Here is a 10,820-nt window from a genome sequence, read left to right on the forward strand (position 1 = left end):
ATACAACCAATTAACCTCAACCACCCGAACACTCTTGAAAAAATTTCTAACCTCTCAAATAAGGGAAAATAAAAAAAAGGAATGGCTTCACGTTAAAGCCACAAAACGCAAAAATAAATTTCAATCATTTAACAACGTAGATTCTAAACTTAAAAAACTCAGGATTGACCGAGATGAAAAGTTAATTGAAAACCAGAAAGAAAACTTCTTTAGGGATCTACAGCCCTTTATTGAATTAGGGTCATCTGATCTAATTGTCCATATTCCTAGAGAATTCACTTTCTCGGCTGGTTATGCAAATTCAATCAGAGCAATTAAGCGTTTTGGAACTAGCATGTACGAATACGCTGGCTATCAAATAACACTTGATTTTAGTGCTTGCAAAATTGCTGATACTTCAGCACTATTTGTTCTGCAGATTGTCAAGCTTGAATTCTTAGAAAAACTTTCCATATTACAGACAAGGTTAAGTGCAGTAAATATAATTCCGGAGATAAAAATTATTCCACCAACAGAGAAAGATGTTATCAGACTACTTATGGTATGTGGCTTTCAATTCGATCACCGTTCGATTAACGTAATGGAAGGAGAGTCAACGCTAAACCCTATTAATGCAATGGGATATTATAAAGGGACCAAATCCCAAAAGCATTATCTCGAAAATAGAAAAGGAGCTTGTGCAAAGACAGTTGTTAATTATTTAGATGACTGCTTAAAACATCACCAATATCAGCTTACAGATGATGAAAAGCAAGATATTGATGGTATAATAGGGGAAATCCTCAACAACGCTGAAGATCATAGTGGTAAAAACACTTGGTTTATGACTGCAAATTTTTCAAAGGAACTGTTCAATATGGGCGACGAGGAAATTGGAGAAATGAATTTAACCATAATGAATTTTGGAAATACAATTTATGAGGCATTCCAAAATACCAAGGATGATAACATTAATATGTATGCAGATGTGTGTAATTATGTACACAAAATACATTCAGAAAACGGCGGTAAAATTTTCTCTGAAGAAGAGTTATTTGTCCTGGCAACTATGCAAGATCAGGTTAGTAGATTGAAATATGAAGAGCCTAGTAGGGGTACAGGCACAATGAGGTTCATTAATTCATTTTTGAAGCTGGGCGATTATGAGAACAAAGGAAAGAACTTTAAGCCTAATCTCTCAATCTTTTCTGGGAATGTCCAGTTAACATGTGACAACGTTTACAAACCTTTTTCGAAAGCAGATGTTTTTTGTTTATCTTTGAACCCAGAAGAGGACCTCAACAAGCCACCGGCTTTTTCTCATTTAAAAAAAATAAGTGAAAAATTCCCAGGCACGTTGCTTAGTGTGAAGATTTATATTAATAAAGCTCATTACGATAAAAAATATGGAGGTAATGGAAATGGCAAAATTTAATCTTAAGGAGTATCGCCCTCCTAACAGCTTTGCATTTATAGGAAGAACGCAAGGTGAACTTGCGAGAAAAAATTTAAATCTAGACAGTCTTGATAAAACAAAAGAAAGTATTGAATTAATTGTTCCGAAGGATACAACCTCATTTAATCCTTCCTTTTTTCTTGGATTACTTTATAATAGTATTTCTAAGTTAGGCGTTTCGGATTTTAGGAAAAAGTATAGTTTCGTTTATGAAACTGAAAGCGCTTCTTTAAAGGATATTTTGAGAAAGAATATTGAAGATGGAATAAGAAACGCGACTAATTCATTAAATAATAAATCTGGATTGAGCGTATTTCAATGATCCTGAATACAATATTAACAGATATTCTTATAAGCAATCCTACTGAAAAGTGGGATTTCTTTTTGAAATCCATTTTACCATTATTAGGACCCGCGCTAGTGGTCTTTACATTTTCGATGAATTACAGTAAGGATCGGAAAAATAAAAGAAAGGAAGCAAAAAGAGCATGGTATTTTAAAGCTTATTTTGAACCTAATATTAAGAAGGTAGAAGTGTTCTTTGATGAAAGTTCTGTTTTCATGGAAAAGAGCATTGAGAATTTCAATTCGCAATATATTCATTATAGCCTTGACGCAAGAGTTGCAGTTGTAGCTGAAGTTTTAGGCGCATTGGCGAGTAAAAAAAGAAGATTTTTAATAGAAGTGGTTGACATGTTGAAATTAGCTTACAAGAAGGAAGCCGGTAAAATAGAATTGATTCTAAATGATTTCGAAGATTCTGGTACTAACGTTTTCGACAACATTGAACAAACCATAGATCCAGACAGCTTCTATAAATATCTATCAGAAATAACGGAAATAAAAGCAAGATTGGTTAAGACCCTTTCCAAGCCTGCCATTCTTAAGGACAAAAAGAAAAAAAAGGACTCAACCAATTCTGTTGTTATTAATCTAGAAAGACGCCCTCAATAGTCTATTTACACACCAGCATGTTAGTTGTTTTTAGCCTTCACGTGTTAACTACCGTCTGGTTATTTACAATTCGCGCTTCAAGTTTATGTACTATCCCATTAATCGATTATAGCGCCATCAACAAATTCGTTTTCATATCCTTTAAAGGGTTATGCAATACCCTGATTAAATCATCAGTGGAGAAAGTTTCGGAATAAGCCGCCCAATATAAGCGCATCTGTATGTCCATGATCATAAAGTTTTAAATTCAAATTACAAAGATTCAGTGTCGAATCCAACCTTATGTGCTAAGCAATTGCTACCTGATTTAATAGCTATGGGATTTTGATTTTATCGTTAGTGGAGAATATTGTATTAGCCACTTTTTATTTTTAGTTGCCAAAAGTCAGCCAAAGGACCAATAAGCTAGTTTATAAATTTTATCATATGCGCTCCCGGTATTCCTTTGGCGTTACGCCAAGCAATTTTTTTACGTAACGGGTAAAGAACGAACGGCTCGAAAAATCCATTTCATCGGCTATTTCGGAGATATTCAGATTTTTGTTTTGCAATAGTATAATGATCCGCTCTTTTGAGTTACGCTGTATCCATTCAGATGCGGTTATTTCAGTATTGACCTTGCAGATGTAATTAAGGTATTTGGGTGTTATATTCAGCTTATCACTGTAAAACCGGACTTCCCTCTGTGTCATGCAATGTTCCTGTACCAATTGTATAAACTGTTCGTACAAGGTTCCACTTTGCAGACTTCGTTTTTTTCTGTCGAGCTCGTCCTCAAAAATGTGCCACATTTCCAACAAGAAAATTTGCATTTGGAGTTTAAGTACTTCCTCGTAAAACCGATGGCCAGTTTCCTGTGACATATCGTACAGCAACCTAAAATTTTTCAGGATTTTCTCCTTGTCTTTTTTATCTGGATGCAAGATCGGATATTCCTTGGAATGTATAAGGCTGTCGATGCTCGCCGTGGCACTCGGCAAACTTGCGGTAAGCAGATCGCTGTCGACAAACAAAATCGTGGCCTTAAAACTTTTTGAGAAAGACAAGTCGGAAACATTAATACCTGCCAACCAAAAGATAAACTCGCCTCTTTTACTTTGATACTGCTGGCCAATAAAGACAAATTTCACGCTCCCACTTTGACAATACATGTGTGTATGAAAACGGATGTTAAAATCCTCTGGAAATTCACTTCCCGATACCGCTTTGTACAGCATAACTTTTTGATTTGCTGCCATATTAGTAAAAATAGAACAATTAATTTATAATAGGTAATATTTGACATTACTTGGGAAATAAATGTAACAGAACACCTTTTAAATCCCTTTATCTTTGTCCTTTAAAATTATGGCAATGAACACAGAAAACATTTTCGAAAGGTTACGCAATGGGGAAATCATATCACCAAACGACCCTGAAGCATACAGAATGCGTGAAGAATCGTTTGTCACCAAGAAACTCTTGTTTCAAATGAACAGCACGCCAGAGCCTGATGAAATAAGAAATTTATTAAGCCAAATAACAGGTTCGGAAGTTGATCAAAGCGTAGTGGTCTTTACGCCTTTGTACATCAATTACGGAAAACATACCAAGATCGGTAAAAATGTATTCATCAATTTCGATTGTGTGTTTTTGGATCTGGGCGGAATTACCATTGAGGACAATGTATTCATCGCTCCGAAAGTAAGTCTATTATCCGAAGGGCATCCAACGTCCATCGAAGACCGGCATTCATTGATTCCAAAAGCTATTCATCTCAAAAAAAATGCTTGGATTGGTGCAGGTTCAACAATTCTTCCGGGCGTAACTATAGGTGAAAATGCAGTTGTGGCAGCGGGGGCAGTCGTTTCCAAGGATGTTGCCGAGAATACAATGGTAGGTGGAATTCCTGCAAAATTCATTAAAGATATCAACTCCTAAATTTTAAACAAGATGTCAAACGATAATCATAATTCCAGAAGAAAATTTATTCAGCAGGCAGGAATAGCAGGTGCTGGTTTGGTGCTTGCCGGACCGCTGCAAATTTTCGGACAAACAAAAAGTGCAACAATGATGAGCAACAATATAAAGTCTAGAGGTTATGCCGGAATAGATGTGGCAGGGAAAATCGTTCCCTGGAACTTTGAAAGAAGACCTGTGGGTGAGAACGATGTTCTGATTGATATAAAATATTCTGGCATTTGCCATTCGGATATCCATACCATAAAAGGACATTGGGGACCGCAGAAATACCCACAGGTTCCGGGTCACGAAATTGCGGGTGTTATAACCGCAGTGGGTAAAAATGTTACCAAATTTAAAGTGGGCGACCAGGCTGGTGTTGGCTGTATGGTAAATAGCTGTATGAGATGTGACAGTTGTAAAAGCGGTGAAGAGCACCACTGTGAAACGGGTGGAATGGTAGGTACTTATGGAACGCCGGAAGCATCATCGCCAACGGGAATTACACAAGGTGGTTATGCAAATAACATCGTGGTAACAGAACATTTCGCCATTAAAATCCCAAAAAATATGGATCTGAAATATGCGGCACCTCTGCTCTGTGCTGGCATTACGACATATTCGCCAATGATGAAAGTTAAATTTAAAAAAGGCGATAAGATTGGCGTGATTGGCATTGGAGGCTTGGGACATATGGCCGTGAAACTGGCAGTTCCAAAGGTGCGGAAGTGTATGCATTTACCACTTCGTCTTCAAAGTTAAGCGACATCAAAAGCTTCGGTGCAAAAGAGGCCATCGTGGTAAAATCGGCAGAAGATTTAAAGCCCTACAAAGGCAAACTCGACTTTATGATTTCTACCGTTCCTTATGCTTATGAAATGTCTCCTTACATCGATTGCGTGAAAAAATACGGGTACTTTACCCAAGTTGGGCAGCCTATCAATGGCGAATTGACCATTAACAACTTCAATATGATTTTCAATCGGGTAAATTTCAACGGTTCGCTGATTGGGGGTATTCCAGAAACCCAGGAGGTGATGGATTATTGTGCCGACAACAAGATCTATCCGCAAATACAGGTCATTAAAGCTTCGGAAATAAATGATGCATGGGACAAAGTGGTCAATAAAGAAGCTAGATACAGGTATGTTATTGATGCATCGACATTTTAAATTTTAAAACTGAATGTTATGAAATCTCTGGTAATACTAATGGCAATTCTTTTCACGTTTTACTGCTGCACTGCAAGCTGCAGTAAAGATGGTGAAACTACAGCCGTTCAAAATAACGACGTCGGAAATACCAACCCATCAACTAGCAAAATGAAAATTACAATCGGCACTGCAGTTTTTACCGCAACATTATACGACAACCCGAGTGCGAATGCGTTCAAGGCAAAGTTGCCGCTCACCATCAATATGACAGAGCTGAATGGCAATGAGAAATACTACGATTTTCCAAGTCCGCTTCCTACGAGTGCTTCAGTGGGCGGCAATATTAAAGTGGGCGACTTAACACTTTATGAAAACAACACGCTCGTACTCTTTTATAAAAATTTTAATACCTCTTACAGCTATACAAAACTCGGATATGTTGATAATCCTACAGGACTTGCATCCGCATTGGGTAACGGAAATGTAGTTGTGAAATTTGAAAATAATTAAAATCGATCAATATGAAAAGTAATTTAACAATCGTATGCACAATTATAATTTGTGCACTGGCAATGGCCTGTAATAATAGTAGAAATCAAGAAATAATGAAAGCAGATAAAAAGGAACTAGCCGCTATTTTCCCTAAGGGAGAAAAGGGCCTGAGCGAAACATTTACAGGAAATGCTTACAATATTGGTTTGGTAGACGCAGACAGCATTTTGACAACAGCCGTTGGCAATGTATATTTTGAACCTGGAGCAAGAAGCAATTGGCATAGTCATCCTGCCGGGCAAATTTTAATCATTACCGATGGAGTAGGCTATCATCAGATAGAAGGTCGGCCTGTTGAAATCATCAAAAAAGGAAGCGTGGTGAAATGTCCGCCTAATGTTCGCCATTGGCACGGAGCAAGTGAGGATGTAGGTTTACAACAATTGTACATTGTTCCGAATACCGAAAAAGGTATCGTGAATTGGGATGAAGCGGTACCGGATGAGGTATATAAAAGTGTGAAATAGCGTTAATGATAATAGTCTTCACAAAGACCTGGTTTTAAGACCTTTTGTTTAAGTACAATCATTATGAAAAATAAAAAGCCCATGGATCAGCATCGCGAAAACGAAAAGACAAATCCTTTAATGCGAAGAGAATTTTTAAAAGCCGCTTCTGTGTTAGGTTTAGGAACGCTTGCCTCAGGAGCGCAGTCAAGTTTTGGCGCCGTTCCTCAGCATTTAGAACATACAAATAGTAGTGAAAAGAATATCGGAACCATACTCACTAAAAAAGAACATGAGGATCAAAAAAAATCCGCTTATAGTTTCGGCGATCCAGTTCGGCTGCACGCATTCAGCTATACAAAGCCAATAAAATATAAGCAGCTTAAATAAAATTTAATACCATTAACCATGGAAAATAATATAAAAGACAAAGTAGTCATCATAACAGGAGCAAGTAGTGGAATGGGCGAAGCAGCCGCTAAATATCTGGCAACGCTAGGAGCAACAGTTGTGCTTGGCGCACGAAGAGCCGACAGAATTGAAAGGCTGGCAAAAGATATTCAGGACACAGGCGGAAAGGCACTTGCGGTAACAGCAGATGTAACCAATCTGGAGCAGGTAAAGAAACTAGTTGATGCCACTGTTAAGCAATTTGGACGTGTTGATGTGATACTTAATAACGCGGGCATAATGCCTTTATCGCCAATGGATAGAATTAATGTGGAGGAATGGAATGTGATGATCGATGTAAATATCAAAGGCGTACTCAATGGCATTGCGGCTGTGCTGCCTTATATGAAAGAGCAGAAGTCTGGTCAAATCATCAATACCTCTTCCGTTGCGGGCCATAAAATATTTAGTGGTTCTGCCGTTTATTCTGCAACCAAATTTGCAGTACGTGCACTTACGGAAGGTTTGAGAATGGAGGTAAAACCTTACAATATCCGTACTATGATTGTATGTCCTGGTGCTGTAAAAACAGAATTGCTGGACCATATTTCCGAGGTAGACATTCAGCAGGCCAACAAAGATTATGTGGGAGATGTAGGCATCAGTCCGGACAGCTTTGCCCGTGTGGTTGCTTTCGCTATCAGTCAGCCACAGGATGTTGACATCAATGAAGTGATCTTCCGCCCAACAGCTCAGGAACTTTAAAACATCTCAGGCAATCGTAGATTTGGTCAACACAATTGCCACACGGAAGAACGCTACACTGGCCCGAGTAGCATTGGCTGAATCTTAGCACGCTGGTGAAAAGCTTACGGGTCGCTAAACACTAATGAAGATTATAATACGGATGAACAAAAGAAAATATTGAAATATGATTTTAGAAGAGACATATACGCTATCTAATGGCGTTGCCATTCCAAAACTTGGTCTTGGAACATGGCTTATAAATGATAAAGAAGTTATACAGGCTGTAAACGATGCGGTAAAACTTGGATATCGCCATATTGATACAGCACAGGCATACGGAAACGAAAATGGAGTTGGTGAAGGAATTAAAGCATGTGGTTTGAAAAGAGAGGAACTGTTTGTGACCACAAAACTTGCCGCAGAAATAAAGTCGTACAAAGAAGCTGTTGCATCCATAGACCAATCTCTAAAAACATTACGGCTTGATTATATTGACCTGATGATTATTCATAGCCCTAAACCGTGGGCAAAATTCCTTGAAGCTGAACCTTACTTTGAAGGAAACCGTGAAGCATGGAAAGCACTTGAAGAAGCCTATCAATCGGGTAAACTTCGTTCCATTGGTGTTTCGAACTTTCAGAAAGTAGACTTGGATAACATCCTTGGTTCTTGTTCAGTAAAACCAATGGTAAACCAAGTGCTGGCTCACATCAGCAACACACCCAAGGAGCTGATTGAATACTGTCAGGAAAATGGTATTCTTGTACAGGCATATTCACCATTTGGACATGGAGAGCTATTTAAGAACGAGGAAATAAAAAGGCTTGCAGATAAATACCACGTTTCCGTTTCTCAATTAGCTATTCGTTACTGCTTGCAGCTTGACCTCCTTCCACTACCGAAAACTACTAATCCGGAGCATATGAAAACGAATGCTGAAGTAGATTTTGTCATTTCTCAAGAGGATATGGAGTTTTTGAAAAACATCAAACATATTGAGCATTACGGAGAGCACAGTAAGTTTCCGGTTTACGGAAAAGGGAAATGAATTCGACGACATACCTATTCAACTATGGCAAGAATATTTATCACGGGATCGGCAGATGGACTTGGACAGTTAGCTGCAAATGCATTAATTAGTCAAGGGCATAAAGTAGTGCTTCATGCAAGGAATGCAGCAAGAGGCAGAGAGGCATTGGTTAAAGTATGTGGTGCAGAAACTGTGGTAGCAGCCGACCTATCAAGTGTAGATGAAACAATACAGTTAGCCGAAAAAGTGAATGCTTTGGGAAGGTTTGATGCTGTTATTCACAATGCTGGTCTTTATCACGCACCTGCAAAAGAGTTGTTTACCGTCAACACCTTAGCACCATATATTCTCACCTGCCTCGTACAAAAGCCACAGCGTTTAATCTACCTAAGCTCCGACATGCACGAAGGTGGACTTTCTAAACTTGATAGCTTTAAAACGGACATTGGTCGGATTACTTACTCCGATACGAAGTTGCATGTAGTGATGCTTTGCAAGGCAGTTGAAAGGAAGTGGTCAGAAGTGTACGCTAATGCAGTTAATCCCGGTTGGGTTCCGACAAAAATGGGCGGTGCAGGTGCACCTGAAAACCTTGAAAAAGGTTTTCAAACACAGGTTTGGTTAGCGGTAAGTAATGATGAAAGGGCGAAAGTAAGTGGTCGCTTTTTCTACCACCAAAAAGAGGTACGTTCTAACCCTGAAGCTGATGATGAGCAGTTACAAGAAATATTTTTAACCCAGTGCAAAGAACTTACAGGCATTTCATTTCCGGATGAAGCGCTTCATTCAATTTGTAAAACGTAACCATAAAGGAGGAACCTAAAATGGCAAAACATGAAGAAGTAAAGAATGGCATTCTCTTTCCAATAGGCGAGAAAAACGATGCCTATGCTCAATATTTCATAGGACAGAGTTATCTTAAGGGATTGGTTGCTGACCCTACAATAAATGTAAGCGTTGGCAATGTAACCTTCGAACCAGGATGCAGAAACAACTGGCATATTCATCGTGATGGATTTCAAATATTATTGGTAACCGGTGGTGAAGGATGGTATCAGGAGGAAGGAAAACCGGCTCAAGCCCTAAAAGCCGGCGACGTGATCGTTACTCATGATGGCGTAAAACATTGGCATGGTGCAACAAAAGACAGTTGGTTTGGCCATATTGCCATAACTGCCGGAAAGCCAGAGTGGCTGGAACCGGTTAACGATGACGCCTATCCAAAATAGGCTAGTCAGAAATTTATTATCAGCGGCCACATGATTTGTAGAAGTCTGAAGAACGTTTCTGCACGCGAAAATAATGAGATTCATTAACTTATTGGTATTGAATTAATTATAGTCAATTGTTCTATAAACTGGTTCGATTTCAGTACGTCTGGGAGTATAATGGAAATACTAAATATCCTGTAAGTCAATCGCTTACTGATTATTGTTTTTCAGGCACATACGGTCTAATATGCAGTAAATATTATCCCCCAGCCTTTAGCACAATTTCCTAGAATATTGGGTAAAAAGTCAGGTGATTTAAACGTCCCTAAAAAAGTAATCGACTTTTTTGAGCTAGACCATTAGCAATGTGACGAATTCTCATTTCGGTAACTCTGCCCGTTAGAAAGCATTTTTGCCTTTAGATAATCGCGTATGTGTCATTATCAATGAACTGGCTATTTTTTAGCCCGTTCATTGATAATGTGATTTAGCTGCCAAAATCGGTGGAACAGGAAACTTCTTTGCAAGAATCCATTTGGATATTCAGTTCTGCTATTTTATTTTTTGCACGGTTAAATGCGTCACTTCCTAGAAATAGGTTTACAGCCGGATTTTCGCTATTTACTAAGTCTATAAATGCATCTGCTATTTTATAAGGGTCACCCAATTGAGCACCGTCCATACTGTTCATCTTTTCATGAGCTTCGCGGAGGTAAGCGTAATCCTCAATCTGGTTTTTATTGTAAGCTATAGAATCAGCTTTAGCAAAATTTGTTCTGAACCAGCCAGGTAAAACATTGGTGACATTTATACCCAGTGGTTTAAGATCATTAGCCAGTGACTCTGTTAAACCACTTACTGCAAACTTGGCGGCGCAGTACATAGACCAGCCAACACCCGGTGCAAAACCAGCAATGGAAGAAATGTTGAGGATATGGCCTGAACGCTGCGCGCGAAGAT

General features: G+C 38.7%; 15 protein-coding genes. 13 read left to right on the forward strand and 2 right to left on the reverse strand.

Annotated features, from left to right (window positions below; translation table 11 throughout):
• The 3 genes from ACR2F7_RS06170 to ACR2F7_RS06180 form a co-directional block, all read left to right on the forward strand.
• Nucleotides 1-1,414: hypothetical protein (locus ACR2F7_RS06170; protein ID WP_432712708.1), on the forward strand; the 1,414-nt coding region annotated here is incomplete at its 5' end.
• Nucleotides 1,395-1,757, forward strand: coding sequence for a hypothetical protein (locus ACR2F7_RS06175; protein WP_432712709.1), 363 nt, complete (start codon nt 1,395-1,397; stop codon nt 1,755-1,757). The genes ACR2F7_RS06170 and ACR2F7_RS06175, both read left to right, overlap by 20 nt.
• Complete coding sequence (locus tag ACR2F7_RS06180; protein ID WP_432712710.1) at nt 1,754-2,389, forward strand: hypothetical protein; 636 nt, start codon at nt 1,754-1,756, stop codon at nt 2,387-2,389. The genes ACR2F7_RS06175 and ACR2F7_RS06180 overlap by 4 nt, the downstream gene beginning before the upstream one ends.
• A gap of 422 nt (nt 2,390-2,811) precedes the next feature.
• Here ACR2F7_RS06180 and ACR2F7_RS06185 read toward each other — a convergent pair whose 3' ends face one another.
• Nucleotides 2,812-3,606: a helix-turn-helix domain-containing protein gene (locus tag ACR2F7_RS06185; RefSeq protein ID WP_432712711.1), complete on the reverse strand. Its 795-nt coding sequence runs from the start codon at nt 3,604-3,606 to the stop codon at nt 2,812-2,814.
• Nucleotides 3,607-3,742: 136 nt separating this feature from the next.
• Between ACR2F7_RS06185 and ACR2F7_RS06190 the strand changes: the two genes are divergently transcribed.
• The 10 genes from ACR2F7_RS06190 to ACR2F7_RS06235 all read left to right on the forward strand — a co-directional run bounded on the left by ACR2F7_RS06190 (nt 3,743) and on the right by ACR2F7_RS06235 (nt 9,878).
• A complete protein-coding gene (locus ACR2F7_RS06190; RefSeq protein ID WP_432712712.1) occupies nt 3,743-4,309 on the forward strand; it encodes a DapH/DapD/GlmU-related protein in 567 nt (188 codons plus the stop codon).
• Nucleotides 4,310-4,321: 12 nt separating this feature from the next.
• On the forward strand, nt 4,322-5,092 hold the full coding sequence (locus ACR2F7_RS06195; protein WP_432712713.1) for an alcohol dehydrogenase catalytic domain-containing protein: 771 nt from the start codon (nt 4,322-4,324) through the stop codon (nt 5,090-5,092).
• Nucleotides 5,059-5,502, forward strand: a complete 444-nt coding sequence (locus ACR2F7_RS06200) for a zinc-binding dehydrogenase (protein ID WP_432712714.1) — start codon at nt 5,059-5,061, stop codon at nt 5,500-5,502. Before ACR2F7_RS06195 ends, ACR2F7_RS06200 begins: the two co-directional genes overlap by 34 nt.
• An 18-nt stretch (nt 5,503-5,520) precedes the next feature.
• A complete protein-coding gene (locus ACR2F7_RS06205) occupies nt 5,521-5,994 on the forward strand; it encodes a cyclophilin-like fold protein (protein ID WP_432712715.1) in 474 nt (157 codons plus the stop codon).
• 11 nt (nt 5,995-6,005) lie between these two features.
• Nucleotides 6,006-6,503, forward strand: a complete 498-nt coding sequence (locus tag ACR2F7_RS06210) for a cupin domain-containing protein (protein WP_432712716.1) — start codon at nt 6,006-6,008, stop codon at nt 6,501-6,503.
• 63 nt (nt 6,504-6,566) lie between these two features.
• Entirely contained in the window at nt 6,567-6,872 is a 306-nt protein-coding gene (locus tag ACR2F7_RS06215) for a hypothetical protein (protein ID WP_432712717.1), read from the forward strand.
• An 18-nt stretch (nt 6,873-6,890) separates the two neighbouring features.
• The gene (locus ACR2F7_RS06220; protein ID WP_432712718.1) at nt 6,891-7,637 is read left to right on the forward strand and encodes an SDR family oxidoreductase; all 747 of its coding nucleotides are present in this window, start codon (nt 6,891-6,893) and stop codon (nt 7,635-7,637) included.
• Between the two features lie 166 nt (nt 7,638-7,803).
• On the forward strand, nt 7,804-8,667 hold the full coding sequence (locus ACR2F7_RS06225) for an aldo/keto reductase (RefSeq protein WP_432712719.1): 864 nt from the start codon (nt 7,804-7,806) through the stop codon (nt 8,665-8,667).
• Nucleotides 8,668-8,691: 24 nt separating this feature from the next.
• Nucleotides 8,692-9,453 (forward strand): SDR family NAD(P)-dependent oxidoreductase, encoded by a 762-nt coding sequence (locus ACR2F7_RS06230; protein ID WP_432712720.1) that lies wholly within the window; start codon nt 8,692-8,694, stop codon nt 9,451-9,453.
• Between the two features lie 20 nt (nt 9,454-9,473).
• Nucleotides 9,474-9,878, forward strand: coding sequence for a cupin domain-containing protein (locus ACR2F7_RS06235; RefSeq protein WP_432712721.1), 405 nt, complete (start codon nt 9,474-9,476; stop codon nt 9,876-9,878).
• Nucleotides 9,879-10,347: 469 nt separating this feature from the next.
• Here the strand turns inward: ACR2F7_RS06235 and ACR2F7_RS06240 are convergent.
• Nucleotides 10,348-10,820: SDR family NAD(P)-dependent oxidoreductase (locus ACR2F7_RS06240; protein WP_432712722.1), on the reverse strand; the 473-nt coding region annotated here is incomplete at its 5' end.

Origin of the sequence: Pedobacter sp., from assembly GCF_045628745.1 — a bacterium.
In the GTDB taxonomy this organism is placed as follows: domain Bacteria; phylum Bacteroidota; class Bacteroidia; order Sphingobacteriales; family Sphingobacteriaceae; genus Pedobacter.

Excerpts from the sequence above, each read along its gene's own strand:
- ACR2F7_RS06180 (WP_432712710.1), top strand. The coding sequence starts at position 1,754 with ATGATCCTGAATACAATATTAACAGATATTCTTATAAGCAATCCTACT.
- ACR2F7_RS06215 (WP_432712717.1), top strand. The coding sequence starts at position 6,567 with ATGAAAAATAAAAAGCCCATGGATCAGCATCGCGAAAACGAAAAGACA.
- ACR2F7_RS06230 (WP_432712720.1), top strand. The coding sequence starts at position 8,692 with ATGGCAAGAATATTTATCACGGGATCGGCAGATGGACTTGGACAGTTA.
- ACR2F7_RS06185 (WP_432712711.1), bottom strand. The coding sequence starts at position 3,606 with ATGCTGTACAAAGCGGTATCGGGAAGTGAATTTCCAGAGGATTTTAAC.
- ACR2F7_RS06220 (WP_432712718.1), top strand. The coding sequence starts at position 6,891 with ATGGAAAATAATATAAAAGACAAAGTAGTCATCATAACAGGAGCAAGT.
- ACR2F7_RS06190 (WP_432712712.1), top strand. The coding sequence starts at position 3,743 with ATGAACACAGAAAACATTTTCGAAAGGTTACGCAATGGGGAAATCATA.
- ACR2F7_RS06195 (WP_432712713.1), top strand. The coding sequence starts at position 4,322 with ATGTCAAACGATAATCATAATTCCAGAAGAAAATTTATTCAGCAGGCA.
- ACR2F7_RS06205 (WP_432712715.1), top strand. The coding sequence starts at position 5,521 with ATGAAATCTCTGGTAATACTAATGGCAATTCTTTTCACGTTTTACTGC.
- ACR2F7_RS06235 (WP_432712721.1), top strand. The coding sequence starts at position 9,474 with ATGGCAAAACATGAAGAAGTAAAGAATGGCATTCTCTTTCCAATAGGC.
- ACR2F7_RS06210 (WP_432712716.1), top strand. The coding sequence starts at position 6,006 with ATGAAAAGTAATTTAACAATCGTATGCACAATTATAATTTGTGCACTG.
- ACR2F7_RS06175 (WP_432712709.1), top strand. The coding sequence starts at position 1,395 with ATGGAAATGGCAAAATTTAATCTTAAGGAGTATCGCCCTCCTAACAGC.
- ACR2F7_RS06225 (WP_432712719.1), top strand. The coding sequence starts at position 7,804 with ATGATTTTAGAAGAGACATATACGCTATCTAATGGCGTTGCCATTCCA.